General features: G+C 71.3%; 26 protein-coding genes. 2 read left to right on the forward strand and 24 right to left on the reverse strand.

Going from position 1 to position 26,693, the window contains the following annotated elements; genetic code table 11:
• Nucleotides 1-4 precede the first annotated feature (4 nt).
• The 19 genes from AB0881_RS30655 to AB0881_RS30745 form a co-directional block, all read right to left on the reverse strand.
• Complete coding sequence (locus AB0881_RS30655; protein ID WP_366622518.1) at nucleotides 5-982, reverse strand: polyprenyl synthetase family protein; 978 nt, start codon at nucleotides 980-982, stop codon at nucleotides 5-7.
• Nucleotides 983-1,069: 87 nt separating this feature from the next.
• Nucleotides 1,070-2,671 carry an NADH-quinone oxidoreductase subunit NuoN gene (nuoN, locus tag AB0881_RS30660; RefSeq protein WP_366622469.1) on the reverse strand — a complete coding sequence of 534 codons (1,602 nt, stop codon included), beginning with the start codon at nucleotides 2,669-2,671 and terminating at the stop codon, nucleotides 1,070-1,072.
• Nucleotides 2,668-4,248, reverse strand: a complete 1,581-nt coding sequence (locus tag AB0881_RS30665; protein WP_366622471.1) for an NADH-quinone oxidoreductase subunit M — start codon at nucleotides 4,246-4,248, stop codon at nucleotides 2,668-2,670. The genes nuoN and AB0881_RS30665 overlap by 4 nt, the downstream gene beginning before the upstream one ends.
• Nucleotides 4,248-6,161: an NADH-quinone oxidoreductase subunit L gene (nuoL, locus tag AB0881_RS30670; protein WP_366622473.1), complete on the reverse strand. Its 1,914-nt coding sequence runs from the start codon at nucleotides 6,159-6,161 to the stop codon at nucleotides 4,248-4,250. Before nuoL ends, AB0881_RS30665 begins: the two co-directional genes overlap by 1 nt.
• Nucleotides 6,162-6,171: 10 nt before the next feature.
• A complete protein-coding gene (gene nuoK / locus AB0881_RS30675; RefSeq protein WP_366622475.1) occupies nucleotides 6,172-6,471 on the reverse strand; it encodes an NADH-quinone oxidoreductase subunit NuoK in 300 nt (99 codons plus the stop codon).
• Complete coding sequence (locus AB0881_RS30680) at nucleotides 6,468-7,388, reverse strand: NADH-quinone oxidoreductase subunit J (protein ID WP_366622477.1); 921 nt, start codon at nucleotides 7,386-7,388, stop codon at nucleotides 6,468-6,470. The genes nuoK and AB0881_RS30680 overlap by 4 nt, the downstream gene beginning before the upstream one ends.
• Nucleotides 7,385-7,948, reverse strand: a complete 564-nt coding sequence (gene nuoI / locus AB0881_RS30685) for an NADH-quinone oxidoreductase subunit NuoI (RefSeq protein WP_366622479.1) — start codon at nucleotides 7,946-7,948, stop codon at nucleotides 7,385-7,387. The genes AB0881_RS30680 and nuoI overlap by 4 nt, the downstream gene beginning before the upstream one ends.
• Entirely contained in the window at nucleotides 7,935-9,287 is a 1,353-nt protein-coding gene (gene nuoH / locus AB0881_RS30690) for an NADH-quinone oxidoreductase subunit NuoH (protein ID WP_366622519.1), read from the reverse strand. The genes nuoI and nuoH overlap by 14 nt, the downstream gene beginning before the upstream one ends.
• Before the next feature lie 2 nt (nucleotides 9,288-9,289).
• Nucleotides 9,290-11,779, reverse strand: a complete 2,490-nt coding sequence (locus tag AB0881_RS30695; protein WP_366622481.1) for an NADH-quinone oxidoreductase subunit G — start codon at nucleotides 11,777-11,779, stop codon at nucleotides 9,290-9,292.
• Complete coding sequence (nuoF, locus tag AB0881_RS30700) at nucleotides 11,776-13,074, reverse strand: NADH-quinone oxidoreductase subunit NuoF (protein WP_366622483.1); 1,299 nt, start codon at nucleotides 13,072-13,074, stop codon at nucleotides 11,776-11,778. Before nuoF ends, AB0881_RS30695 begins: the two co-directional genes overlap by 4 nt.
• A complete protein-coding gene (gene nuoE, locus AB0881_RS30705) occupies nucleotides 13,071-13,916 on the reverse strand; it encodes an NADH-quinone oxidoreductase subunit NuoE (protein WP_366622485.1) in 846 nt (281 codons plus the stop codon). Before nuoE ends, nuoF begins: the two co-directional genes overlap by 4 nt.
• Nucleotides 13,913-15,262 (reverse strand): NADH-quinone oxidoreductase subunit D, encoded by a 1,350-nt coding sequence (locus tag AB0881_RS30710; RefSeq protein WP_366622487.1) that lies wholly within the window; start codon nucleotides 15,260-15,262, stop codon nucleotides 13,913-13,915. Before AB0881_RS30710 ends, nuoE begins: the two co-directional genes overlap by 4 nt.
• 142 nt (nucleotides 15,263-15,404) lie before the next feature.
• Nucleotides 15,405-16,151, reverse strand: coding sequence for an NADH-quinone oxidoreductase subunit C (locus AB0881_RS30715; protein WP_366622488.1), 747 nt, complete (start codon nucleotides 16,149-16,151; stop codon nucleotides 15,405-15,407).
• Nucleotides 16,148-16,702, reverse strand: a complete 555-nt coding sequence (locus AB0881_RS30720; RefSeq protein ID WP_366622490.1) for an NADH-quinone oxidoreductase subunit B family protein — start codon at nucleotides 16,700-16,702, stop codon at nucleotides 16,148-16,150. Before AB0881_RS30720 ends, AB0881_RS30715 begins: the two co-directional genes overlap by 4 nt.
• Nucleotides 16,702-17,061: an NADH-quinone oxidoreductase subunit A gene (locus AB0881_RS30725; RefSeq protein WP_366622492.1), complete on the reverse strand. Its 360-nt coding sequence runs from the start codon at nucleotides 17,059-17,061 to the stop codon at nucleotides 16,702-16,704. Before AB0881_RS30725 ends, AB0881_RS30720 begins: the two co-directional genes overlap by 1 nt.
• Nucleotides 17,062-17,337: 276 nt before the next feature.
• Nucleotides 17,338-18,594 (reverse strand): geranylgeranyl reductase family protein, encoded by a 1,257-nt coding sequence (locus AB0881_RS30730; RefSeq protein ID WP_366622494.1) that lies wholly within the window; start codon nucleotides 18,592-18,594, stop codon nucleotides 17,338-17,340.
• 148 nt (nucleotides 18,595-18,742) lie between these two features.
• Nucleotides 18,743-19,444, reverse strand: coding sequence for a demethylmenaquinone methyltransferase (locus AB0881_RS30735; RefSeq protein ID WP_366622496.1), 702 nt, complete (start codon nucleotides 19,442-19,444; stop codon nucleotides 18,743-18,745).
• Nucleotides 19,445-19,485: 41 nt separating this feature from the next.
• Nucleotides 19,486-19,725, reverse strand: coding sequence for a DUF4229 domain-containing protein (locus AB0881_RS30740; RefSeq protein WP_366622498.1), 240 nt, complete (start codon nucleotides 19,723-19,725; stop codon nucleotides 19,486-19,488).
• A gap of 12 nt (nucleotides 19,726-19,737) precedes the next feature.
• Nucleotides 19,738-20,724 carry a threonine/serine dehydratase gene (locus AB0881_RS30745; protein WP_366622500.1) on the reverse strand — a complete coding sequence of 329 codons (987 nt, stop codon included), beginning with the start codon at nucleotides 20,722-20,724 and terminating at the stop codon, nucleotides 19,738-19,740.
• Between the two features lie 255 nt (nucleotides 20,725-20,979).
• On the opposite strand from AB0881_RS30745, the gene AB0881_RS30750 reads away from it, so the two are divergent.
• Entirely contained in the window at nucleotides 20,980-21,183 is a 204-nt protein-coding gene (locus AB0881_RS30750) for a BldC family transcriptional regulator (RefSeq protein WP_021593176.1), read from the forward strand.
• Between the two features lie 190 nt (nucleotides 21,184-21,373).
• On the opposite strand, the gene AB0881_RS30755 is transcribed toward AB0881_RS30750, so the two are convergent.
• Both AB0881_RS30755 and AB0881_RS30760 read right to left on the reverse strand, forming a co-directional pair.
• Nucleotides 21,374-21,646 (reverse strand): hypothetical protein, encoded by a 273-nt coding sequence (locus AB0881_RS30755; RefSeq protein WP_366622503.1) that lies wholly within the window; start codon nucleotides 21,644-21,646, stop codon nucleotides 21,374-21,376.
• Between the two features lie 35 nt (nucleotides 21,647-21,681).
• On the reverse strand, nucleotides 21,682-22,677 hold the full coding sequence (locus tag AB0881_RS30760) for a hypothetical protein (RefSeq protein WP_366622505.1): 996 nt from the start codon (nucleotides 22,675-22,677) through the stop codon (nucleotides 21,682-21,684).
• 113 nt (nucleotides 22,678-22,790) lie between these two features.
• On the opposite strand from AB0881_RS30760, the gene AB0881_RS30765 reads away from it, so the two are divergent.
• Nucleotides 22,791-23,090 (forward strand): PLDc N-terminal domain-containing protein, encoded by a 300-nt coding sequence (locus AB0881_RS30765; RefSeq protein ID WP_366622507.1) that lies wholly within the window; start codon nucleotides 22,791-22,793, stop codon nucleotides 23,088-23,090.
• Nucleotides 23,091-23,102: 12 nt separating this feature from the next.
• On the opposite strand, the gene ccsB is transcribed toward AB0881_RS30765, so the two are convergent.
• From ccsB to AB0881_RS30780, 3 genes are read right to left on the reverse strand one after another with little or no spacing between them, the layout of a single operon-like run.
• Entirely contained in the window at nucleotides 23,103-24,149 is a 1,047-nt protein-coding gene (gene ccsB, locus AB0881_RS30770) for a c-type cytochrome biogenesis protein CcsB (RefSeq protein ID WP_366622509.1), read from the reverse strand.
• 5 nt (nucleotides 24,150-24,154) lie between these two features.
• Complete coding sequence (locus tag AB0881_RS30775; RefSeq protein ID WP_366622511.1) at nucleotides 24,155-25,864, reverse strand: cytochrome c biogenesis protein ResB; 1,710 nt, start codon at nucleotides 25,862-25,864, stop codon at nucleotides 24,155-24,157.
• Between the two features lie 2 nt (nucleotides 25,865-25,866).
• Nucleotides 25,867-26,607: a cytochrome c biogenesis protein CcdA gene (locus AB0881_RS30780; protein WP_366622513.1), complete on the reverse strand. Its 741-nt coding sequence runs from the start codon at nucleotides 26,605-26,607 to the stop codon at nucleotides 25,867-25,869.
• Nucleotides 26,608-26,693 lie beyond the last annotated feature (86 nt).

Consider the following 26,693-nt stretch of genomic DNA (forward strand, 5'->3'; position numbering starts at 1 on the left):
CAGGTCAGCCCGTACGGGAGACCACGTAGTCGCAGAGGCCGGTGAAGGCCGCCCGCGCGGGGATGTCGGGGAGGGTCAGCAGCTCGGCGCGGGCGTTCTCGGCCCACTCGCGGAGGTCGGCGCGGGCGCGGTCCATCGCGGGGTGGGCGCGCAGCAGCGCGAGCGCCTCGGCGTGCAGGGCGTCGTCGGTGAGGTCCTCGCCGAGCAGCGTCCGGAGCCGGGCGTCGTCGGGGCCCGAGCCGATACCGGCGAGAACGTGGTGCATCGGGAGGGTGCGGATGCCCTCGCGCAGGTCCGTGCCGGGGGTCTTGCCCGACTGCTCGGCCTCGGAGGCGATGTCGAGGATGTCGTCGGACAGCTGGAACGCGACGCCGATCTTCTCGCAGGCGCTGGTGATCGTCTCCACGATCCGCGGGTCGGCGCCCGCCAGCAGCGCGCCGAACTGGCCGGACACCGCGATCAGCGACGCGGTCTTGTCGGCGACGACGTCCAGGTAGTGCGCCAGCGGGTCGGCCTCGGGGGCGGCGCCGACGGTCTCCTGGATCTGGCCGCGGACGAGCCGGGCGAACGCGCGGGCCTGGATCCGGACCGCCTCCGGGCCGAGGTCGGCCAGCAGGTCCGAGGCGCGGGCGAACAGGTAGTCGCCGGTGAGGATGGCGACCGTGTTGGTCCAGCGGGAGTTGGCCGAGGGCTCGCCGCGCCGCACGGTCGCCTCGTCCATCACGTCGTCGTGGTACAGGGTCGCGAGATGCGTCAGCTCGACGACCACCGCGGCCGGGACCACGCCGGCCGCGGCCGGGTCGCCGAAGTGGGAGGCCAGCAGCACCAGCATCGGCCGGAACCGCTTGCCTCCCGCCTCGACCAGGTGCTTGGAGGCCTGGGCGAGCAGCGGGTCGTCGCTGTGGACCGCGTCCAGCAGGACGTTCTCGACGGCGGCGAGCCGCTCCTGCACGTCCGTCGCGAGACCCGCGTCAACGGGCAGGCCGAACGGCCCTGCTCCCTGGGGGGACGGCGCACCCCCGGGGCCCCCGCCGAAAACTTCACTCACCCAAGACCCCCTAGCGGACCGCTACCGGACGAACATCTGTGTCGCGGCATGCCCCGCAAGGTCCAGCATCGGCTGTGGGAGCACACCGAGTACCACAGTAGCCGTCAGGCCGAGCGCGACCGCCGCCGCGGTCGCCGGTCCGGCGACGACCGAGGGGCCGTCCGCCTCCGGCTCGCTGAAGAACATCACGACTATGACGCGGACGTAGAAGAACGCCGCGATCGCCGACGACAGCACGCCGACCACGACCAGCGGGGTGGCGCCCTCCTCGACGGCCGCCTTGAACACCGCGAACTTGCCGGTGAACCCGCTGGTGAGCGGGATGCCGGCGAACGCCAGCAGGAAGAACGCGAACACTCCCGCCACCACCGGCGAGCGCTTGCCGAGCCCGGCCCAGCGGGACAGGTGCCCCGCCTCGCCGCCCGCGTCCCGCACCATCGTGACCACCGCGAACGCGCCGACCGTGGTGAAGCCGTACGCGGCCAGGTAGAACAGCGTGCCCGACAGGCCGTTCGGGGACGTCGCGATGACGCCCATGAGCAGGAAGCCCGCGTGCGCGACCGAGGAGTAGGCCAGCATCCGCTTGATGTCGGTCTGGGTGATCGCGATCACCGCGCCCGCCACCATTGTGAGAATGGCCACGCCCCACATCGCCGGGCGCCAGTCCCAGCGCAGCTGCTCCAGCGCCACGTAGTAGACCCGCAGCATCGCGCCGAACGCCGACACCAGCGTGCAGGACGCCATCAGCGCGGTGATCGGCGTCGGGGCGCCCTGGTAGACGTCCGGCTTCCACATGTGGAACGGCACCGCGCCGAGCTTGAACAGCAGCCCGACCGACAGCAGCGCGACACCGGCCAGCAGCAGCGTCTCGCTGCCGGCGCCCTTCTCCAGCTGCGCGCCGATGACCGACAGCCGGACCGAGCCGGAGTAGCCGTACAGCAGCGCGGCGCCGTACAGGAAGAACGCCGAGGAGAACGCGCCGAGCAGGAAGTACTTGAGCGCGGCCTCCTGCGACAGCAGCCGCCGCCGGCGGGCAAGCCCGCACAGCAGGTACAGCGGCAGCGACAGGATCTCCAGGGCGACGAACATGGTGAGCAGGTCGTTGGACGCCGGGAACATCATCATCCCGGCGACCGCGAAGCTCATCAGCGGGAACACCTCGGTCTGGGTGATCCCGGCCGACATCGTCTCCTGCTCGGCCTCGCTGCCCGGCAGCGCCGCGGCCTGCGCCGCGAAGTGGCCCTGCTTGCGCTCGACGATGAGCAGCAGGCTGATCAGGGCCAGCACCAGGATGGTGCCCTGCAGGAACAGCGTGGGTCCGTCCACCGCGAGGGCGCCCTCGGCGGCGACGTGGAACGGCTCGTCGCGGACGGCCAGCACGACCGTCCAGACGAGCGCGCCGATCATCGCGGCGGCCGCCACGACGACCTGGGACGGGAACCGCCACGACCGCCGGAGGAACGCCTCGATCAGCACGCCGACGATCGCCGCGCCGAAGACCAGCAGGAGCGGCGCGAGCTGCCCGTACTCGATGTGCGGCGCCGGGATCGGCGAGCCGTCGGCGAGGGCGACGCCGTTCGCGTCGAGCGCGGTGATCGCCGCGCTCACCTGGCTGGGGGTCATGGACGGGCTCCGTTCTCAGCGACGTTGCCGGTGATCTCCGGCGCCGGATCGCGCTGGTCCACCCGGACCAGCGTCTTCTCCACCGACGGGTTGATCACGTTCAGGAGCGGCTGCGGGAAGAAGCCCAGCGCGATGATGATCGCGATGATCGGGCCGATCGCGAGCTTCTCCCGGCCGGACAGATCCTTCATCCCCTTGGCACCCTCGGCGACCGGACCGCCCATCGTCCGCTGGTACATCCACAAGATGTAGATGGCGGCGAGCACGATGGCGATCGTGGCGATCACCGCGGGCACCTTGTAGCGGGAGAAGGTCCCGGTGAAGACCAGGAACTCCGACACGAACGGCGACAGCCCCGGCAGCGACAGCCCGGACAGGCCCGCCACCAGGAACGTCCCGGCCAGCACCGGCGCGACCTTCTGGACGCCGCCGTAGTCGCCGATCCGGGCCGACCGCCGCCGTACGATCATGAAGCCGACCAGCAGGAACAGCGCCCCGGTCGAGAACCCGTGGTTCACCATGTAGAGCGCGGCGCCGGACTGCGCCGCGGTGGTCATCGCGAAGATGCCCAGCACGATGAACCCGAAGTGGGAGATCGACGTGTAGGCGACCAGCCGCTTCAGGTCGACCTGGCCGATGGCCAGCACCGCGCCGTAGACGATGCTGAGCACCGCGAAGCCGAGCACCACCGGTGTGGCCCACTTGGACGCGCCGGGGAACAGCTCCAGGCAGAACCGCAGCATGCCGTACGTGCCGACCTTGTCGAGCACGCCGACGATCAGCACCAGCGCGCCGGCCGGGGCCTGCTGCGCGGCGTCCGGCAGCCAGGTGTGCACCGGCACCATCGGCGCCTTGATCGCGAACGCGATGAAGAACCCGAGGAACAGCCACTTGGCCGTCGTCGGGTCGATGTCCATCGTGCTCAGCTCGCTGAAGAGGAACGTCCCGTGCCCCAGGCCGCCCTCACTCGTCGGCTTCGCCGACAGCGGGTAGAGCCACAGGACCGCGACGAGCATCAGCAGCCCGCCGAACAGCGAGTACAGCAGGAACTTCACCGCGGCGTACGAGCGCTGCGCGCCGCCGTAGGACCCGATGAGGAAGTACACCGGGATCAGCATCGCCTCGAAGAAGACGTAGAAGAGGAAGACGTCGGTCGCCGCGAAGACGCCGATCATCATCGCTTCCAGCGCCAGCAGCAGCGCGAAGTACGTCTTCACCGACCGCTTGGCGGGCACGTCCACGCCGCCGGACCGGTCGGCCTCGTTCCAGGAGGCCAGGATGACCAGCGGGACGAGGATCACCGACAGCAGCACCAGCACCAGCGCGACGCCGTCGACGCCGACCGCCCAGTGCACGCCGAACTGCGGGATCCAGTCGTACTTCTCCTCGAACTGGAACCGCGGCCCCGCGGTGTCGAACGCCGTCGCCATCGCCACGGTGCCCGCGGCGACCAGCAGCGAGACACCGAGCGCGACCTGCTTGACCAGCGCCTCGCCCGCCCGCGGCAGCACGCCCACCAGCAGCGCGCCCAGCGCGGGGAGCGCGATGAGGACGCTCAGCCAGGGAAAGTCTTCCATTAGACGTTCACCACCAGGAGCGCGCCGACGACGATGGCCGCGCCCAAGAACATTGAGAGTGCGTACGAGCGGACGAAGCCGGTCTGGATGCGCCGGACGCGTCCGGAGCTGCCGCCGACGCCGGCCGCCAGGCCGTTGACCAGGCCGTCGACGCCCCGGCCGTCGAACCAGACCGCGAGCCGGGTCAGCCACTGGCCGGGGCGCATGAGCAGCGACTCGTTCAGGGCGTCACCGTAGAGGTCCTTGCGGGCCGCGACCGTGACGAACGAGCCCTTGGGCTGCTCGCGCGGGACCTTGCGGGCGCCGTACTGCCGCCAGGCGATCGCGACGCCGGCGACCATCAGCGCCAGCGCGATCAGGCCGGGCACCGCGACCGGGTTGAAGGCGTGGTGCTCCTCGGGGTGGCCGACGACGGGCTCCAGGAAGTCGGAGAAGCCGCCGAGCACCAGGAAGCCGCCGGCGCCGATGGAGCCGACGGCCAGCAGGATCAGCGGCACGGTCATCACCTTGGGCGACTCGTGCGGATGCACGTCCTCGTCCCAGCGCTTCTCCCCGTAGAAGGTCATGAACATGACCCGGGACATGTAGTACGCGGTGATGCCCGCGCCGAGCAGCGCGCAGGAGCCGAGGATCAGCCCGGAGGTGCCCTCCTTGGCGAAGGCCGCCTCGATGATGCCGTCCTTGGTGAAGTAGCCGGAGAACGGCGGGAACCCGATGATCGCCAGGAAGCCCAGCCCGAAGGTGGCCCAGGTGACGACCATCATCCCGCGCAGCGCGCCGTAGTGGCGCATGTTCACGTCGTCCTTCATGCCGTGCATGACGGAGCCGGCGCCGAGGAACAGGCCCGCCTTGAAGAAGCCGTGCGCGATCAGGTGCGCGATGGCGATGGCGTACCCGGCCTTGCCGAGCCCGGCGGCGAGGTGCATGTAGCCGATCTGCGACATCGTCGAGCCGGCCAGCGCCTTCTTGATGTCGTCCTTGCCGGTACCGATGATCGCACCGGCCAGCAGGGTGGCCGCGCCGACGATCGTCACGACCAGCTGCGCGGTCTCCGACATCTCGAAGATCGGCGCGGACCGGACGATCAGGTAGACGCCCGCGGTCACCATCGTGGCGGCGTGGATCAGGGCCGACACCGGGGTCGGGCCCTCCATCGCGTCCAGCAGCCAGGACTGGAGCGGCAGCTGCGCCGACTTGCCGCAGGCGCCGAGCAGGAGCAGCAGCCCCAGCGCGGTCGCGGTGCCGGTGCTCAGCTGCGAGGCCAGCCCGACGTGCTCGGCGCCCTCGCCCAGGATCTGCTCGAACCCGACCGTCCCGAACGTGCCGAACATCAGCATGATCGCGGTCAGGAAGCCGATGTCGCCGACCCGGTTGACGACGAACGCCTTCTTCGCCGCCGTCGCCGCGGACGGCTTGTACTGCCAGAACCCGATCAGCAGGTACGACGCGAGGCCGACGCCCTCCCAGCCGATGAACATCGCCAGGTAGTTGTCGCCCAGGACGAGCAGCAGCATCGCCGCGACGAACAGGTTCAGGTACGCGAAGAACCGGCGCCGGTCGGGGTCGTCGGCCATGTAGCCGATGGAGTAGATGTGGATCAGCGAGCCCACACCGGTGATCAGCAGCACGAAGCTGATGGACAGCGGGTCCACCAGCAGCCCCATGTCGGCCTTGAACGAGCCGGCGTGGAAGAACTCCCACAGGTGGACGGTGCGCCGCCGCTCCTCCGGGCCGTACCCGAGCATCTGGACGAACATCGCCGCGCCGACCGCGAAGGCGGCCAGCGACATCGTGACCCCGAGCAGGTGCCCCCACTTGTCGGTTCGGCGCCCGCCCAGGAGCAGGATCGCCGCGCCGGCCAGCGGGAGCGCGATCAGGAGCCAGGCCAGGGCCTGGATGCCTTCCGCTTTCATCCCTGGCCTCTCAGTACTTCAGCAGGTTCGCGTCGTCGACCGACGAGGACCTGCGGGTCCGGAAGATGGTCATGATGATCGCCAGGCCCACCACGACCTCCGCCGCGGCCACCACCATCACGAAGAACGCGATGATCTGGCCGTCGAGGTTGCCGTGCATCCGGGCGAACGAGACGAACGCCAGGTTGGTCGCGTTGAGCATGAGCTCAATGCACATGAAGACCACGATCGCGTTGCGGCGCACGAGCACGCCGAGGGCGCCGATGGTGAACAGGATCGCCGAGAGCGCCAGGTAGTGCCCGGGACTCATTGACCAGCCTCGCCTTCGCTAGGAGCGGTCGCGCCGCCCGCCGCGGGCGTCCCGGCCTTGACCTCGCGGCCCTCGGCGCCGGCGGCGGCGTCCTCGGTGTCGCCGGTCACGGCCTTGACGGCGGCCACGTCCTGCTCGACCGCCTGCTCCTCGGTGTCGCCGTACAGGTCGGCGTGCCGCTCGGCGGTGTCGGTACGGGCCGCGATGACCGGGTTGATCGACAGTTCGGAGACCGAGCCGTCGGGCAGCAGCGCCGGCATGTCGACGGCGTTGTGCCGCGCGTACGTGCCGGGCCCCGGCAGCGGGCCCGGGTGGGCGCCGCTCGCGAACCGCTTCTCGGCGAGGTCGCGCTGGGTCGGCTTGGGCGTGGTGCGCTCGCGGTGCGCCAGCACCATCGCGCCCAGCGCCGCGGTGATCAGCAGCGCGCTGGTCGCCTCGAACGCGAACACGTACTTGCCGAAGATGAGCCGGGCCAGCGCGACAACGTTGCCGCCGTCGCTGTTCTGCGCGGTGACTCCGGCCGCGTCGGACAGGGCCGCGTCGCCGAAGCCGAGGCCCAGCAGCACCAGGAAGCCGAGGGCGGCGACCGCCGCCCAGATCCGCTGCGCCCGGATCGTCTCCACCAGCGAGTCGGTGGAGCTGACCCCGACCAGCATCAGCACGAACAGGAAGAGCATCAGCACCGCGCCCGTGTAGACGATCACCTGCACGAACGCCAGGAACGGGGCGTCCTGCACCGCGTACAGGACGGCCAGCGACAGCATCACGGCCGCCAGCAGCAGCGCCGAGTGCACCGCCCGCCGCATGAAGATCATGCCGAGGGCGGCGCAGACCGACACGACGGCCAGCAGCCAGAAGATGAACGGCTCTCCCGGCTGGGCGTCGGCGACCTGCGCCGCGACCACGTCGGGACTCACTTGGACTCACTCCTCTCCGCGGCGCCCGGCCCCTTCTCCGCGGACTCGTCGGACTGGAGACCGAGGCGGTAGTAGTCCTCCTCGGTCTCGCCCAGGCGCATCTCGTGCGGCGGCTGCTCCATGCCCTCGCGCAGCGGCGCCAGCAGCATGTCCTTGGTGTAGATCAGGCTCTCGCGGCTGTCGTCGGCGAGCTCGTACTCGTTGGTCATCGTGAGCGCCCGGGTCGGGCACGCCTCGATGCACAGCCCGCACAGGATGCAGCGCAGGTAGTTGATCTGGTAGACGCGGCCGTACCGCTCGCCCGGGGAGTAGCGCTCCTCGGCGGAGTTGTCGGCGCCCTCCACGTAGATCGCGTCGGCCGGGCAGGCCCACGCGCACAGCTCGCAGCCGATGCACTTCTCCAGCCCGTCCGGCCACCGGTTGAGCTGGTGCCGGCCGTGGAAGCGCGGCGCGGTCGGCTTCTTCACCTCGGGATACTGGACGGTCTCGCTCTTCATGAACATCTGATGGAACGAGACCCCGAACCCCTTGACCGGGTTCAGGAAGTCAGTGAGTCCCACTTCCGACCTCCTCACGCGTGGTCGTGACCGGCTGCGACGCCTGCGCGCTGCGGCCGTGGTAGTGCGGGGCGTCCATCGGCGGGACGGGGAAGGCCGGCGCGGCCTCGCCCGTGCCCGTGCCGGAGCCGGAGCCCGCGCCCGGGACGATCTCCTTCGCCGCGTCGCCGTCGCCGCGCATCGTCTCCCACAGGATCGTGGCGATCAGCACCACGCCCGCGGCGACCGCGCCGTACAGCATGATCTGGCGCATGTCGTAGCCCTCCAGCTGGAGGGCGCGGACGGTCGCGACCAGCATGATCCAGCCGAGCGAGACCGGCATCAGGACCTTCCAGCCGAGCTTCATCAGCTGGTCGTACCGGACCCGCGGCAGCGAGCCGCGCAGCCAGATGAAGAAGAAGATGAACAGCCCCATCTTCGCGATGAACCACAGCACCGGCCACCAGCCGGTGTTGGCGCCCTCCCAGACCATGGTGATCGGCGCGGGGGCGCGCCAGCCGCCCAGGAACAGCGTGGTCGCCAGCGCCGACAGCGTCGCCAGGTTGATGTACTCCGCGAGGAAGAACATCGCGAACTTCAGCGACGAGTACTCGGTGTGGAAGCCGCCGACCAGCTCGCCCTCGCCCTCGGGGAGGTCGAACGGGATCCGGTTGGACTCGCCCATCATCGTGACCACGTAGATCACGAACGACGGGAGCAGCAGCAGCACGAACCACCGGTCGGCCTGCGCGTTGACGATCTCGGTGGTGGACATCGAGCCGGCGAACAGGAACACCGCCACGAACGACAGCCCCATCGCGATCTCGTACGAGATCACCTGCGCGGACGAGCGCAGCCCGCCCAGCAGCGAGTACGGCGACATCGACGACCAGCCGGCCAGCACGATCCCGTACACGCCCATCGACGACATCGCCAGCACCAGCAGCACCGCCACCGGCAGGTCCGTGCCCTGCAGCGGGGTGTGGTGCCCGAAGATCGACACCGTCGGCCCGAACGGGATGATGATGAACGAGATGAACGCCGGCACCGCCGACATGATCGGCGCCAGGATGAAGACGACCTTGTCGACGTTCCGGGGGACGATGTCCTCCTTCAGCGCCAGCTTGACGCCGTCGGCGAGGCCCTGGAGCAGGCCGAAGGGCCCGGCCCGGTTGGGGCCGACGCGCAGCTGCATGCGGCCGATGACGCGGCGCTCGATCCACATCGTCAGCAGCACGGTCACCACGAGGAAGACGAAGACGGCCAGCACCTTGCCGCCGATCAGCCACCACGGGTCGCGGCCGAACGAGGCCTCCAGGGTGGGGTCGGGCGGCGCTGCCGCGAGTACGGACGACACCCTCACGCTCATGACGCGCCTCCGGTGGAGATCTTGACCACGCTGCCGGCGGTCACGCCCAGGTCGCGGTACAGCGAGCAGCCCGCGGAGTCGCCCGGCAGCCAGACCACGCGGTCCGGCAGGTCCGGGGTGATCTCCAGCGGGAGCGTCACCGCGCCGCGCGCCGCGGTGACCGTGACGGTGACCGTCCCGGTCGTGACGGTCGCGACCGTTCCGGTGTCGCCGGCGCCCGTCCCGACGGCGCCGATCTCGCGGGCCGTGGCGGGCGAGAGCCGGGCCACCGCGGGCTTGGCCGTGCCGGCCAGGTAGGGCTCGCCGTCCTGCATCCGGCCGCGGTCGAGCAGCAGCCGCCAGCTGGCCAGCAGCGCCTCGCCGCTGCCCGGCTGCGGCGTGGCGCCCAGCGTCGCGCTCGGCGCCGCGGGACGCTCGCCCCGGTACGCGCCCAGGTCGGACAGCTCGCGCTTGGCGGCCTCCGGCCCCGGCAGGCCCAGGTGCACGTCCAGCTCGCCGGCCAGCGCGTTCAGCACCCGCAGGTCGGACATCGTCCCGGCGGACTTCAGCACGGTGTCGAACGGGCGGCCGCGGCCCTCCCAGTCGACGAACGTCCCGGACTTCTCCGCGACGGCCGCGACCGGCAGCACCACGTCGGCGCGGTCGGTGACCGCGCTGACCCGCTGCTCCAGGCTCACCACGAACGGGGTGGCCTCCAGCGCCGCCAGCATCGCCTCGGGGTCGGGCAGGTCGTACGGGTCGACACCGCCGACCAGCAGCGCGCCGAGCTCGCCGGCGGCACCGGCCGCGACGATCGCGGCGCCGTCCCGGCCGGGGGCGGCGGGCAGGTCGGACACCGCCCAGGCGCGGGCGACCTCGGCGCGGGCGGCGGGGTCGGCGACCGGGCGGCCGATCGGCAGCAGCCCGGGCAGCGCCCCGGCCTCGATCGCGCCGCGCTCCCCGGCCCGGCGCGGCACCCAGGCCAGCCGGGCGCCGGTGACCTGCGCCAGCCGGACCGCGCTGGACAGCGCGCCGGGGCTGCCGGCCAGCCGCTCGCCGACCAGGATCACCGCCCCGGACGACTCCAGCGCCTCGCGCGCGGGCGTCCGCGCGCCGTCGGCGACCAGCGAGCCGAGCGCCTCGGCCTCGGCCCCCGGCAGCGACGGGATGAGCGTGCCGCCCATCTTCTCCAGGCCCCGGGTGGCGAACGGCGCCACCGAGAAGACCTTCAGGCCCTTCTTGCGGTACGCCTTGCGCAGCCGCAGGAAGACGATCGCCGACTCCTCCTCCGGCTCCAGGCCGGCGAGCAGCACCGCGGGCGCCTTCTCCAGGTCGGAGTAGGTGACCTCGATCGGGCGGCCCGCCACCGACGAGGCGAGGAACTCGGCCTCCTCGGCCGAGTGGGCCCGCGCCCGGAAGTCGATGTCGTTGGTGCCGAGCGCGATCCGGGCGAACTTGGCGTACGCGTACGCGTCCTCCAGCGTCACCCGGCCGCCGGTCAGCACCCCGGCGCCCTTCGCCTTGCCGCGGGCCAGGCCGCGGGCGGCGATGGTCAGCGCCTCGGGCCAGGACGCGGTCTCCAGGACGCCGTCCTCGTTCCGGACGAGCGGGTGCGTCAGCCGGTCGGGCTGGGTGGCGTAGGTGAACGCCCACCGGCCCTTGTCGCAGTTCCACTCCTCGTTCACCTGCGGGTCGTCGCCGGCCAGCCGCCGGGTGACCCGGCCGCGCCGGTGGTCGGTGCGGAGCGCGCAGCCGCCCGCGCAGTGCTCGCACGTGCTCGGCGTCGAGATCAGGTCGAACGGCCGCGACCGGAACCGGTACGCCGCGCCGGTCAGCGCGCCGACCGGGCAGATCTGCACCGTGTTGCCGGAGAAGTAGGACTGGAACGGCTTGCCGTCCGCAGCGCCGACCTGCTCCTTGGCGCCGCGCTCGAACAGGTCGATGAACGCGTCACCGGCGATCTGGTCGGAGAACCGGGTACAGCGGGCGCACTGGATGCAGCGCTCGCGGTCGAGCAGCACCTGGCTGGACAGCGGGATCGGCTTGGGGAACGTCCGCTTGGCCTCGGTGAACCGGGACTCGCCCTGGCCGTTCGACATCGCCTGGTTCTGCAGCGGGCACTCGCCGCCCTTGTCGCAGACCGGGCAGTCCAGCGGGTGGTTGATCAGCAGCAGCTCCATCACGCCGTGCTGCGCCTTGTCGGCGACCGGCGAGGTGAGCTGGGTCTTGATCACCATGCCGGGCATCACGGTCGTGGTGCAGGACGCCTGCGGCTTGGGCATCCCGCGGCCGTTCCCGGCGTCGGGGATCTCCACCAGGCACTGCCGGCAGGCCCCGATCGGGTCGAGCAGCGGGTGGTCGCAGAACCGCGGGATCTGGATGCCCAGCAGCTCGGCGGCCCGGATGATCAGTGTGCCCTTCGGGACCTCGATCTCGAAGCCGTCGATGGTCACCTGGACCATGTCCTCGCGCTTCTCGACGGGCGCCTCGGGCTTGGTCGCGGTCACTTGCTCCCACCTCCCCAGAGGGTGGAGGCGGCCGGGTCGAACGGACAGCCGCCCTGCTCGAAGTGCTGGAGGTACTCGTCGCGGAAGAGCTTGATGGACGAGACCACCGGGCTCGTCGCACCGTCGCCGAGCGCGCAGAACGACCGGCCGAGGATGTTGTCGGACAGGTCCAGGAGGGTCTCCAGGTCCTTCTCCTCGCCCTGCCCGGCCTCCAGCCGCTTGAGCATCTGCTTGTACCAGTACGTGCCTTCGCGGCACGGCGTGCACTTGCCGCACGACTCGTGCGCGTAGAACTCCGACCAGCGCAGCACCGCGCGGACGACGCAGGTCGTCTCGTCGAAGATCTGGAGGGCACGGGTGCCGAGCATGGACCCGGCCGCCCCCACCGACTCGAAGTCCAGCGGAACGTCCAGGTGCTCGTCGGTGAAGATCGGGGTGGACGAGCCGCCCGGCGTCCAGAACTTCAGCCGGTGCCCGCTCCGGATCCCGCCCGCCATGTCGAGCAGCTCGCGCAGCGTGATGCCCAGCGGCGCCTCGTACTGCCCCGGCTTGGTCACGTGCCCGGACAGCGAGAAGATCCCGTACCCCTGGGACTTCTCGGTGCCCATCGCCGCGAACCAGTCGGCGCCGTTCTCGACGATCGAGGGAACCGAGGAGATCGACTCGACGTTGTTGATGACAGTGGGCCCGCCGTACAGGCCCGCGACGGCAGGGAAGGGAGGCTTCAGCCTCGGTTGGCCGCGATACCCCTCCAGCGAGTCGAGGAGGGCGGTCTCCTCGCCGCAGATGTACGCGCCGGCGCCGCTGTGCACGACCAGCTCCAGGTCGAAGCCGGAGCCGAGGATGTCGCGGCCCAGGTAGCCGGCCTCGTACGCCTCGGCGACCGCCTGCTGGAGCCGGCGGATGACGTGCAGCACCTCGCCGCGCACGTAGATGAACGCGTGGTTGGCGCGGATCGCGAACGAGCTGATGACGATGCCCTCGATGAGCACGTGCGGGTTGGCCATCATCAGCGGGATGTCCTTGCACGTGCCCGGCTCGGACTCGTCGGCGTTCACCACCAGGTAGTGCGGCTTGCCGTCCTGCGGGATGAAGCCCCACTTCATGCCGGTGGGGAAGCCCGCGCCGCCGCGGCCGCGGAGGCCGGAGTCCTTGACGGCCTGGATGATGTCGTCCGGCGGCATGGCCAGCGCCGTGCGCAGGGCGCGGTAGCCGCCCGCGCGCTCGTACCCCTCGCGGGTGAACGAGTCGGCCTTGTCCCATTCCTTCGTCAGGATGGGGGTGAGCGTGGTCATTGGTTGCGGCCCTCCTGCGTACCGGGCTTGACCTGGCCGCCGATGGGCTTGCCGGGCTCGTTCGGCGGCGGGTCGGTGACCTCTCCCGGCTTCACCGGCTCGTGCGGCGCCGGACGGTCGGCGTCCGTGGCGGGCGCCTCCCAGCCGCGCTGCTTGGCCAGCTCCAGGCCGACGAGCGACTGCGGCCCCGCCTGGAGGCCCTCGTGCGCGCGCCCGTCGGGGAATCCGGCCAGCACGCGGCTGGCGTCCTTCCACGAGCACAGCGACGACGGGCCCCGCGAAGGAAGCACTTGCTTACCGGCGCGGAGGTCGTCCACCAGCGCCCTGGCCTTCTCGGGAGTCATGTCGTCGAAGAACTCCCAGTTGACCGTCATCACCGGCGCGAAGTCGCACGCCGCGTTGCACTCGATCCGCTCCAGGCTGACCTTGCCGTCCGGGGTCGCCTCGTCGTGGCCGACGCCCAGATGGTCGCTCAGCTCGCTCCAGATCTGGTCGCCGCCCATGACGGCGCAGAGCGTGTTGATGCAGACGCCGACGTGGTACTCGCCGACCGGCTCGCGCTTGTACATCGTGTAGAACGTCGCGACGCCCGTGACCTGCGCGGACGTGATGCCCAGCTGCTCGGCGCAGAAGTCGATCCCGCGCTGCGAGACGTACCCGTCCTCGGACTGCACCAGGTGCAGCATCGGCAGCAGCGCCGAGCGCGGCTTGGGATAGCGGGCGATGATCTCCTTGGCGTCCCGCTCCAGCCGCTCGCGCACCGCCGGGTCGAAGGGTTCGACCTTCTCCGGGACCACCGGCGCGGCCACCGGCACCTGCCTGTTCGTGTCCGGAACCGTCATCGGTCCACACCCCCCATCACCGGGTCGAGACTCGCGACCGCCGCGATCACGTCGGCGATCATCCCGCCCTCGCACATCGCCGGCACGGCCTGCAGGTTCGTGAACGACGGGTCGCGGAAGTGCACCCGGAACGGGCGCGTCCCGCCGTCGCTCACCACGTGCGCCGCCATCTCGCCGCGCGGCGACTCGATCGGCACGTACGCCTGCCCGGCCGGCACCCGGAAGCCCTCGGTCACCAGCTTGAAGTGGTGGATCAGGGCCTCCATCGAGGTGCCCATGATGTGCGCGATGTGCCGGGGCGAGTTGCCCATGCCGTCCGCGCCGATCGCCAGCTGCGCCGGCCAGCCGATCTTCTTGTCCTCGATCATCACCGGGCCCTTGGACCCGCGCAGCCGGTCCACGCACTGCCGGACGATCTTCAGCGACTCCTCCATCTCCGTCATGCGGACGAGATAGCGGGCGTACACGTCGCTGCCGGTCTCGGTGGCGGTCTCGAAGTCGTACGTCTCGTAACCGCAGTAGGGCTGTGACTTGCGCAGGTCCCACGGGATGCCGGTCGCGCGCAGCACCGGGCCGGTGATGCCCAGCGCCATGCAGCCGGTCAGGTCCAGGTACGCGACGTCCTTCGTCCGCGCCAGGTAGACCGGGTTGGCGTCCATCAGCTTGCGCAGCGCCTGGAGGCGCTTCGGCATCCGCTCCAGATAGTCCTCGATCTTGCTGATCGCGCCGCTCGGCAGGTCCTGCGCGACACCGCCCGGCCGGACGTACGCCATGTTCATCCGCAGGCCGGTGATCTCCTCGAACAGGTCGAGGGTGTACTCGCGCTCGATGAAGCCGTTCAGCATCACCGTGGTCGCGCCCAGCTCGAGGCCGAACGTGGCGATCGCGACCAGGTGCGAGGAGATCCGGTTGAGCTCCATCATCATCACGCGGATGATCTGGGCCCGCTCCGGGATCCGGTCCTCGATCCCCAGCAGCCGCTCCACGCCCAGGCAGTACGCCGTCTCGTTGAAGATCGGCGCCAGGTAGTCCATCCGGGTGCAGAACGTGGTGCCCTGGGTCCAGGTCCGGAACTCCATGTTCTTCTCGATGCCGGTGTGCAGGTAGCCGATGCCCACGCGGGCCTCGTTCACCGTCTCGCCGTCGAGCGTCAGGATGATCCGGAGCACGCCGTGCGTGGACGGGTGCTGCGGCCCCATGTTGACGACCAGCCGCTCGTCGCCGAGGTCCTCGGCGCCCGCGACGACCTGGTCCCAGTCCTGGCCGGAGACGTCGAAGACCTTGCCCTCCGCCGCCTCGTCGGCCGCGTACGCGTCGTACTCGGTGTACTTCGTCGATGGGCTCACGCTGTGCTCCTCGGGCTCGCTCCGCTCGCCGGTTCGCGGCCGCTTTCACGCGACGGCTTCCCTCGTCGCTCCGGTCGCGAGCTCCCTGCGCTCCTCGGTCCAGCCGCCGCGCGGCCGCTCACGGTGCACCTTGCTCCAGGGCTCACGTGTACGACCTCCTTTCGTCCGGCGGCGGGATCTCGGCGCCGCGGTACTCGACGGGGATGCCGCCGAGGGGGTAGTCCTTGCGCTGCGGATGGCCGACCCAGTCGTCGGGCATCTCGATCCGGGTCAGCGCCGGGTGCCCGTCGAACACGATCCCGAAGAAGTCGTAGGTCTCCCGCTCGTGCCAGTCGGCGGTCGGGTACACCGCGACGACCGACGGGATGTGCGGATCGGCGTCGGGGGCGGTGGTCTCCAGCCGCACCCGCCGGTTGTGGGTGATCGACAGCAGGTGGTAGACGGCGTGCAGCTCGGCGCCCGCGTCCTGCGGGTAGTGCACGCCGGACACGCCGCTGAGCAGCTCGAAGCGCAGCTTCGGGTCGTCCCGCATGGTGCGGGCGACCGTCTCGATGCGCTCCCGCTTGACGAAGAACGTCATCTCGCCGCGGTCGACCACGACCCGCTCGATCGCGTCGCCGAAGTCGGGCAGCGCCCGCTCCAGCTGGTTCGCGACCTCGTCGAACGGGCCCTCCTCGGCGGTGCCCTCGGGACCGCCGTACGGGCGCGGAGAGGACACCTTGGGGCTCTGCCGCACCACCAGTCCGCCGTAACCGGAGGTGTCGCCGGTCGTCTTGGCGCCGAACATGCCCGTCCGCGCGATCGGCTGCTCCTTGCGCTCCTCCTCGGAGTGCGCGGGCAGCTGGTCGGCGGCCTGCTCGGCCTTCTGCTCGGGATGCTGCGAGCTCACGCGACACCTCCCGGCTGGCCGAGCAGCGGCAGCTGCCGGCGCTTGGCCTCCTCCAGCTCGGCGATCTGCGCCTTGCGCTGCGGGCCGAGCTTGGTGTTCTGGATCTTGTCGTGCAGCTTCAGGATCGCGTCCAGCAGCATCTCCGGCCGCGGCGGGCAGCCGGGCAGGTAGATGTCCACGGGGACGATGTGGTCGACGCCCTGCACGATCGCGTAGTTGTTGAACATGCCGCCCGACGAGGCGCACACGCCCATCGCGATGACCCACTTGGGCTCGGTCATCTGGTCGTAGATCTGCCGCAGGACGGGGGCCATCTTCTGGCTCACCCGGCCCGCGACGATCATCAGGTCGGCCTGCCGGGGGGTGGCCGAGGCGCGTTCCATCCCCCAGCGGGAGAAGTCGTGCCGCGGGTCGCCGGTCGCCATCATCTCGATGGCGCAGCACGCCAGCCCGAACGTGGCTGGCCAGACCGAGCTCTTGCGCGCCCATCCGGCGACCTGCTCGACCGTGGTCAGCAGGAAGCCGCTGGGGAGTTTCTCCTCAAGACCCATTAGTCCCACTCCAGACCACCGCGCCGCCAGATGTAGGCGTACGCCACCAGCACGGTGAGGATGAACAGGACCATCTCCACAAGCCCGAAGAGCCCCATCCGGTCGAAGGCGACGGCCCAGGGGTAAAGGAAGATGATCTCAATGTCGAAGACGATGAAGAGCATCGCCGTCAGGTAGTACTTCACGGGGAAGCGCCCGCCGCCCACCGGCTGCGGCGTCGGCTCGATACCGCATTCGTAGGCGTCGAGGCGCGCCCGGTTCCACCGCTTGGGCCCCGTGAGCGCGGCCATGGCCACCGACCCGGCCGCGAAGACGAAGGCGAGCACCCCCAGCACGATGATCGGAACATAGAGATCCATGTCTCTACTGCCTCTCCTCGGAACGTACGACGCTGTACGGAGCGCGCCCGGGCACGCGCCGCGCGGGGCGGTGCGCGGCGCCGGACGGGCGCGCCACGGCGGCGTGACCCTTTACACGCTCGTGACTTCTGTCACGAGCACGGGTCGCCACCCTAGCCAAGGTGACCAAATGCACTCCCCTCGGGGGGTAAAGAGGTGCCCCCGCTTGCCTTCAGGGCGCCCTGAGACGCCCCCTTCCCACGTCTCGCATGACCACGAGGCCGGTCTCGCTCACCCTCATGCCGCAGGCGCCACCTTCTGCATCGCGTTGATGACGCGGTCCATCGCGTCGCCGCCGCGGCGGTCGGTGAGGTTGGCCAGCAGCTTGAGGGTGAAGCGCATCAGCGTCGGGTGCGGCAGGCCGTGCGCGGTGAGGAACTTCATCACCCGCGGGTCGCCGATGGCCTGCACGAAGACGCGGGCGAGGGTGAAGTAGCCGCCGTGCTCGTCCTTGAGGATGCGCGGGTACTCGTACAGCGTCCGCTCGCGCTGCGCCGGGGTGCGGCGGCCGAGCGCCTGGATCATGATCTCGGCGGCCAGCTTCCCGGACTCCAGGGCGTAGTCGATGCCCTCGCCGTTGAACGGGTTGATCATGCCGCCGGAGTCGCCGACGAGCAGCATGCCGCGGGTGTAGTGCGGCTGCCGGTTGAAGCCCATGGGGAGCGCCGCGCCGCGGATGGGGCCGGTCGCGTGGTCCTCGTCGAACCGCCACTCCTCGGGCATGTTCGCGCACCAGCCCTTGAGCATCCCGCGGTAGTCGACGTTCTGGAACGCCTTGCTGGTGTTGAGCAGGCCGAGGCCGACGTTGGAGGTGCCGTCGCCGACCGGGAAGACCCAGCCGTACCCGGGGAGCAGGCGCTGCCCGTCCCAGAGTTCGAGCCAGGCCTCCATGTACTCGTCGTCGTGGCGCGGGGTCTCGAAGTAGCGGCGGACGGCAACGCCCATCGGCCGGTCCTCGCGCCGGCGCAGGCCCATGGCCAGCGAGAGGCGGGAGGAGTTGCCGTCGCAGGCGACCACGAGCGGGGCGCGGAACTCGACGTCCTCGCCCTGGTACCGCGCCTGGACGCCGACGATGCGGTCGGTGCGCTCGTCGAGGATGGGGGCGGTGACGTTGCAGCCCTGGAGGAGTTCGGCGCCGGCCTTGGCGGCGTGCTCGGCGAGCAGCCGGTCGAGGTCCATGCGGGTGCGGACCAGGCCGTAGTCGGGGAAGCTCGCCAGCTCGGGCCAGGGCAGCTCGACCTTCACGCCGCCGCCGTAGATGCGCAGGCCCTTGTTGCGGGCCCAGCCGGGCGCGTTGATGTCGACGCCCATGCCGATCAGGGCACGGACGGCGCGCGGGGTCAGCCCGTCGCCACAGATCTTGTCGCGCGGGAACGTGGCCTTTTCCAGCAGCAGCACGTCAAGGCCGGACTGGGCCAGCCAGTACGCGGTGGAGGCCCCGGCGGGTCCGGCCCCGACGACGATGACATCTGCCTGCCGGGTGGTGTCGCTCACTGCTTTCCTCTTTAGCTCGTTCGCTTGTGAAGTACTTCACAAGGATCCGGAGGGAGTCTATTCCTTCTTGGCGGTCGCTGTGTACCTCTGGACCGCCTCGGATTTGGACCGGTCCGAAACAGCGATCTTGTCCGGACCGGCTTGGGGGTCAGCCCGGGTTGACGGCGTGGTGCATCGCCGCGACCCCGAACGTGAGGTCGCGCCAGCGCACCCTGCTCCAGCCCGCGGCCTGGATCAGCCGCGCCAGCGCCGCCTGGTCGGGCCAGGCGAGCGTCGACTCGGCGAGATAGGTGTAGGAGTCGGGATTGGAACTGAACCGCGCCAGCGCCGGCAGCCCCACCTTCAGATGGGTGCGGTGCCCGAAACGCAGCAGCCGGTTGGGGGGATGGCTGACCTCGCAGACCAGCAGCCGGCCGCCGGGCTTGGCGACGCGCCGCAGCTCACGCAGCGCGGCCCCGGTGTCGGCCACGTTCCGCAGCCCGAAGGAGATGGTCACCGCGTCGAACGAGCCGTCCGCGAAAGGCAGCCGCAGCGCGTCCCCGGCGACGAAGTGCAGTCCCCGGACGCCCTGCTGCCTGCGCACCCCGACCCGCAGCATGCCGAGGGAGAAGTCGCAGGCCACGGTGGCGGCGCCGGCCTCGGCGAACGGCACCGACGAGGTGCCCGTACCGGCCGCGAGATCGAGGATCCGCTCCCCCGGCCGGGCGTCCACGGCCCGGACCACCGCCCGCCGCCAGCGCCGGTCCTGCCCCCCGGTCATGAGGCTGTTGAGCAGGTCGTAGCGGTCGGCGGTGCGGTCGAACATGGCCGCCACGTCGGCGGGCTGCTTGTCGAGATCAGCGCGGGTCATGCCTCCACCCTAAGAGTCGGGTGAAGGGCCCGCTTCAGGGGCTAACCGTCTTCTTTGGTGCGCGCCTGGTCGAACTTGCGGCGGCGCTCCCGTACCCCGGAGACGACCGCGGTCGACATCGCGTCGCGCTGCCCCGACAGCAGGACGAAGCTGACGATGCCGCTGATCAGCACGGCCAGCCCGAGCAGGAGCAGCCCGCGGGCGCCGAACAGGAAGAGGATCCCGGCCGTGACCAGGAAGACCATGAACCGCGCGGCGGTGTAGAAGAGTACGGAGCGCATGACGCCTCCAGGCTACCCGGCGGTCTGCGCCGCCAGGATCCGGGCCAGGACGGACGGCTCCACGTTCCCTCCGGACAGCACGGAGACGTACGTGCGCGCGGGCGGCAGTTCGGCGCCCCGGTAGAGGAACGCGGCGGTGGCGACGGCGCCGCCGGGCTCGGCGATCAGGCGGGCCTCGCGGGCCAGCCGGCCCATGGCGGCCTCGATCTCGTCCTCGCTCACCGCGACGATGCCGTCCACCAGCTCGCGGATGTGCGCGAACGTGAGGTCGCCGACCCGCTGGGCGCGCAGCGCGTCCGCGCCGGTCCGCGCGGTGTCCTCGGCGGGCCAGGCGACCGGGCGGCCGGCCAGCAGCGAGGCGCGGGCGTCGGCGGCCAGCTCGGGCTCCACCCCGATCACCTTGGCCAGCGGGCTGATCCGCTTGACCGCGGCGGCGATCCCGGCGATGAGCCCGCCGCCGCCGACCGGGACGAGGATCACCTCGGTGTCCGGGCGGTCCTGGACGATCTCCAGCCCGGTGGTGCCCTGCCCGGCGATGATCCGCGGGTCGTCGAACGGCGGGACGAGCGTGAAGCCGTGCGCCTCGGCGAGCTTCTCCGCGGTGCCGGCGCGGGCCTCCATCGTGGGCTCCACGTACACGATCTCAGCGCCGAGCGCGATGCACGCGTCCACCTTCACCGCGGGCGTGGTGTGCGGGACGACCAGGACGGCGCGGACGCCGAGCGCGCGGGCCGTCCACGCGACCGCCTGCGCGTGGTTGCCGCTGGAGTGCGCGACGACGCCGCGGGCGCGGACCTCCGGGGGCAGCGCCGAGATCGTCGCGTACGCGCCGCGCAGCTTGAACGCGCCGATCGGCTGCAGCGACTCGGCCTTGACCAGCAGCTGCGGCTCGCGCTCGGGGTCCGCCTGGGGGAAGGGCACCAACGGGGTGCGGACCGCCACGCCGGCGAGCCGTTCGGCCGCCTTCTCGATCTCCGCGAGCGACACAAGATCCGGCATGTTCCGAGCCTATGCGGTGGTATCGGAGGGTGGCGCCGGGAGGGCCGGGGGGCGCCGTACCGCGGGGGCTGAAGATCGCTCCTGGGGCCGATGTGACGGATGCGACGCATTCCGTGTTAACTTCCCGTGATCTCCCCTGTTCACGGCACTACCGTGGGTGATCTTTTGCGAAAACAAGGGAGAAATCGGTCTTGACCCGCCACACTAGGAAACAGTCCACCCGCACCGAGAGCGGGACAAAGGGGGAGAGAAAACGTGGAAAGCACCAGCGAGCGCCTGCTGACTCCCGGAGAGGTCGCCGCCCTCTTCCGGGTCGATCCGAAGACGGTCACGCGATGGGCGGCGGCCGGCCGGATCAGCAGCATTCGCACGCCCGGCGGGCACCGCCGCTTCCGCGAGTCCGAGGTGCACGCGCTGCTGCGCGGCGAAGAGCCGGTCGCCGAGCACTCCGCCCGCTGACGGCCCCGCCGACGGTCTCCCGTCGGCCCGCCGGCCCGCCGGCCCGCACCGCGAACTCGCCGGACGCCCGGTCCCCCTATCCGGACCGTTCGCGCGGGCGGCCGCGCCCCCAGCCCGGCGCGGCTCCCCGCCCGCCCCGCTCCACTCGGCCGGCCCCCACTCGCCCGGCCCCACTCGGCCTCACCTGGTCTCACTCGTCGGCGCGGCCGGCCTTCCACTCCTCGAACACGCGCCCCAGCTCCGCGTCCTCGTCACGCCAGCGCCGCCGCGTGTCCTCCATCTCCTCCTCCGTGACGGACCCGTCCAGGAAGCGCTCGTAGTCCGGGTCTCCGGGACGCAGCTCCACGTAGGCCTGGGCGATGATCCGCCCTTCGTCCGCGTCCTCGTCCGTATCCTCCGCGGAGCCGGCCAGGACGCTGTGGGGGACCCGGAGCGTCCCGTCGGGTAGCCGGATCACGTACATCGTCGATCACCTTCGGTGCTGGTCGTCCGGGTGCATCAGATCCCGTATCTGCGGTTGAAGAAGAGCATGACGTCGAGCGCGACCCGGATGTCGCCGGCGAGCATATCGACCAGCGCGGGCCGCTGCCGGGAGGAGATCGCGGCGAACGCGTCGGCGAAGAACTCGCGGCGGCCGAGCGCGTCGGGCTGCCGGTGGAACTCGCTGGCCAGGTGGGGCTTGCACCGCTCGTACAGCTCCTGGAACGCGGCGCCGTCGGACCGCCAGCCGGCGTCCCCGCCGTCGATGTCGTCGAGCGCGTGCCCGACCTCGTGCATCATCACGTCCGGCGTCGGCGACGGCCGGTCGCCCACCACGATCTTGCCGTCGCCGTACGCGCCGGCGCAGATGTCCCAGGTCGCCCGGCCCGACGGCAGCGGCCGGTCGCGCAGGTGCCCCATGTCGTCGAGCTGCGGCACGCCGCCGGGCCCGACGTAGATCCCCTCCAGCCCGCCCGCGAGCAGCTCCTTGAGCCGGTCCGGCAGCGCGGCCAGGCTGTCGACGGCGCGCACCACCTCCGGCGTGGGCGGGCCCTGCCGGTCGTCCCACTGGCGGTGCAGGACGTTCTCCAGGACGCCGCAGTGCCGCCGCCCGTCCGCCCGGTACGGCGACTCGGGCGGGCGCGGCGCCACGCGGAGCGGGGGCGCGTCGGCGAACCCGCCCGCCCCGTCGAACCCGTCCGCCTCGTCGAATCCGTCGCCGTCGTCGAGCTCGAAGTCGCGCCAGGAGTGGTCGCGCGCACGCGGCACGGCGGCGACGGCGGGCCGGTGCCCGGAACCGGGAGGCTCGGGCGCGGCGTCGGTGCCCGGGACGAGGTCGCTGTCGCGCACCATCCGGCGGAACCGCCCGAACCGGTCGCGGGCCCGTCCGACCCGGGGCCGCAGCCACCGCCGCTCCGTGCGCCGCTCCGTGCGCCGCCCGCCCTCGGCCGGTGCGGGCGCGAGCGCGGCGTCCCTCGTCTCGCGCGGCCGGCGGTGGATGCCTTTGAAGCGCATCGGGCTCCTCTGTCAGCGGGCCCCCGTACCGTCAAGTCTCAGGACCCTCGCAGCAGAGTAAGCCGTCACCCGACACGGCGTCATCCCCGCCCGTCACCGTCTACGCTCGAGTCATGGCGTACGTGCTGCTCTCGCTCGTCCTGATCGGAGTGTGGCTCTTCGCGCTCTTCGACGTTCTCACCACCGACGAGGCCGGCGTCCGGCACCTGCCCAAGTTCGGCTGGTTCCTCGTGGTGCTGCTCGGGTTCGCGGCCGGCGCGCTGCTGTGGCTCGCGCTCGGCCGGGTGCGCGGCACCGCCGCCCGCGGCGGCCCGCCGGCCGGGCCGGGATCGCGCGCCGAGGCCCCGAAGGGCCCCGACGACGATCCCGAGTTCCTGCGCGACCTGGAACGCCGCCTCCAGGAGGACGACTAGGGCGCGCCCCCGCTACGCGTACGAGTGCAGGCCCGAGAACAGGTAGTTCACGCCGAAGAAGTTGAACATCAGCGCGGCGAAGCCGACCAGCGACAGGATCGCGGCCTTGCGGCCCTTCCAGCCGGCGGTGGCGCGGGCGTGCAGGTACGCGGCGTACACGATCCAGGTGATGAACGACCAGATCTCCTTGGGGTCCCAGCCCCAGTAGCGGCCCCAGGCCTCGTCCGCCCAGATGGCGCCCATGATGATGGCGGCCGTCCAGATCGGGAACGCGAACATCGTGACCCGCAGCGACAGCCGGTCGAGCGCGTCGGCGCCGGGAAGGTGCGACAGGAAGCCGGCGCCGCCCGCGGCCGCCCTGGCCTCCTGGCGCGCCTTGAGGAGGTAGAGGATCGTCGAGGCGCCGCCGACGGTGAACGCGCCGGTCGCGATGATGGCGGCCGAGACGTGGATGGCGATCCAGTACGAGTTCAGCGCCGGGACGACCGGGCCGATCCCGTCGTACAGCCAGATGTTGGCGACGCCGAGCGCGACGACGGCGGCGAGCATGACGAACGCGCCGAGGAACTGCGCCTTGTAGCGCCACATCACGAACAGGAACGCCGTCACCGCGGCCAGCGCGATCGCGGTGAGGAACTCGTACATGTTGGCCCACGGCCAGCGTTCGGCGGCCCACGCGCGCGACACCAGCGTGCCGATGTGCGCGGCCCAGCCGAGCACGGACAGCATGACCGCCAGCCGCGCCCACTCGACGCGCCGCCCGGTCTCCTCCGCGTCGCCGGAGCCGGCGCCGGCCTCGACGTCCTTGGACTCCTTGGACACGGTCCCGGACCCGGCGGCCGGGGCGTCCGCGGCGCCGGCGCCGACGAGCACCTTGGCCTCCGTCTTGGCCTCGGTCTTCGCCGCGGCCTCGGCGTCCGCCTTCTCCGCCGCTTCGGCGGCCGCGCGGCGCCGGCCGAAGCCGAGGTCGGCGGCGTACGAGACCATCGCGACGATGTACAGCACGACTGTCGTCAGCATGAGCTTGTCGCTCAGGTTCGCGAGGTCGGTGGCTCCCACCCTCGTCACTCCTTATTCTCGGTCGCCGGCGAGGCGCCTGCATCGGCCCCGTCGCGCTGCTCGGGCCGCTCGCCGGTCCCGGGCTCCTGCGGGCCGCGCAGCGCGGCCACGATGTCCTCGAACTCCGGGGTCGGGTGCCCGAGCGTGAGCCCCCCGACCTCGACCACGGTACGCCCGCCCTCGCCGGCCCGCGCACGGACCCAGACCCGGCGGCGCCGGACCATGAACGAGGCCACGATCCCGGCGACCGCGAGGATCGCCGCGACCAGCGCCGGCATCCGGCCCGGGTCGTGGTTGACCGACAGGGCCGCCCATTCGCGCATCCCGTCGAACGTGATGGATCCGGCGTTCCCCGGCAGCGTGAGCGTCTCGCCGGGCTCCAGCAGCTTCTGCCCGTCCTTGATCGGGTGCAGCGTCTTGCCGATGCCCTCCAGCTTGTAGACCGACTGCGGGGTGCCCTTGTCGAGCCCGATGTCGCCCTTGAACGAGGAGATCGTCACCATCGGCCGGATCGGCGCGGGGAACGCCGACACGATCTGCTTGCCGTCCTCGGACGCCACCGCGGTCGGCCACAGGATCGCGTAGAACGCGAGCTGGTCCGGTTCGGCGTCGGGCGCCTTGACGACGCCCTCGGAGGTGTAATTGCGCTGCTCCATCGGCAGGAACGGCACCGAGTCCTTGTAGGCGATGTCGCCCTTGGCGTCACGGACGGTGAAGACGGGCGCGTACCCGTGGTTGAGGAGGTAGACCTTGGCGCCGCCCACCATGAGCGGGTGGTTCACCTTGAGCCGGTACGACTTCTCCTTGGAGGTGGGCGTCTCCCGGAAGCGCATCCTGGCCTCGTAGTCGATCGCCTGCCCGCGCTGCTCGCCGGAGCTCTGGTACTTGGCGGTGAAGTCGTCCATCGTCAGCGTGAACGGCGGCAGGTCGTCGCTGTCGAAGGCCCGTCCGGGCTCGAACTGGTCGTAGTGCGCGAGCGAGTTGGCGAACGACTTGCCCTCGGTCATCAGCACGTCGCCGCGGTACCCGAAGAGGTTGCCCATCCCGAGCGCGAACAGCAGCGCCAGCAGCGCGAGGTGGAAGACGAGGTTGCCGGTCTCGCCGAGGTAGCCCTTCTCGGAGGCGACCGAGCCGTCGCCGGCGTCCACGCGGAAGCGGCGCTTGCGCAGCACCTCGCGGGCCTCGGCGAGCACCTCCTCGGGGGAGGCGTCGGTCTCGTACGAGGCGCTCTGCGGGAGCCGGCCGAGGTTGCGGGGCGCCGCCGGAGGACGGGCCCGCATCGCCTTGTAGTGGACGAACGCGCGCGGGATGACGCATCCGGCCAGCGACACGAACAGCAGGATGTAGATGGCCGCGAACCACGGCGCGGCGAACACGTCGAACAGCGAGAGCCTGTCGAACCAGGGCGCGAGCGTCTGGTGCTTCTCGAAGTACTCGGTGACCTTCTCGGGGGCCTGCCCGCGCTGCGGCAGCAGCGATCCGGGGACCGCGCCCAGCGCCACCAGGAACAGCAGGATCAGCGCGGTCCGCATCGTGGTGAGCTGCCGCCAGCCCCAGCGGAGCCAGCCCAGCGGGCCCATGCCCCTGGGCTTGGGCACCTCCTTCGGCGCCTGCCGCTCGGCGGGCGCCTCGGTCCCGGCCTCGGCGGCGGCCGCCGGGTCGTCCGCGGCCGCGTCGTTCTCCGCCGTCACGTCGGCGTCCGGCGTCTTCGCCATACTCAAATCACCGTCTCGAAGCCGCCGATCCACGACTTCATCTGGATGGTCAGGTCGCTCCACAGCCCGGTCACCAGCAGCACGCCGATGGCGACGAGCATCCCGCCGCCGACCCGCATGACCAGCCCGTAGTGCCGCTTCACCGCGCCGAACGCGCCGAGCGCGCGCCGGTAGGCCAGCGCGGTGGCGACGAACGGCAGGCCGAGCCCGGCGCAGTACGCCAGCGACAGCAGCGCGCCGCGCCCGGCGCTGGCCTCGCTGAACGACAGCGCCTGCACCGCCGCCAGCGTCGGGCCGATGCAGGGCGTCCAGCCGAGCCCGAACAGCACGCCCAGCAGTGGCGCACCGGCCATCCCGGCGGCCGGCAGCCGGCCCGACTTCAGGGTCCGCTGGAGCCCGGGGACGAGCCCCATGAACGCGAGCCCGAACACGATGGTCAGCGCGCCCAGCACCCGGGTGATCGGGTCCTGGTACTCCAGCAGCCACCGGCCGAGCCCGCCGAACGCCACCCCGGCCGTCACGAACACCGCGGTGAAGCCCGCGATGAACAGCGCCGCCCCCGCCAGCAGCCGGCCGCGCCGCTGCTCGGCCAGGTCGGCGCCGGACATGCCGGTCACGTACGACAGGTAGCCCGGCACCAGCGGCAGCACGCACGGCGACACGAACGACACCACCCCGGCGAGCACCGCCAGCGGCGCCGCGAGCATGAGCGAACCGCTGAGGACGGTGTCGGTGGGGTTCATCTCGCCGCACTCACTTTTCGGCGAGGAGCTTGGTGACGAGCGGGGAGAGCTTGGAGTACGTGGTGGCGCCGATGATCCGGGCGGCC

The sequence above is a fragment of the Spirillospora sp. NPDC029432 genome, from assembly GCF_040703975.1.
Classification (GTDB): domain Bacteria; phylum Actinomycetota; class Actinomycetes; order Streptosporangiales; family Streptosporangiaceae; genus Spirillospora.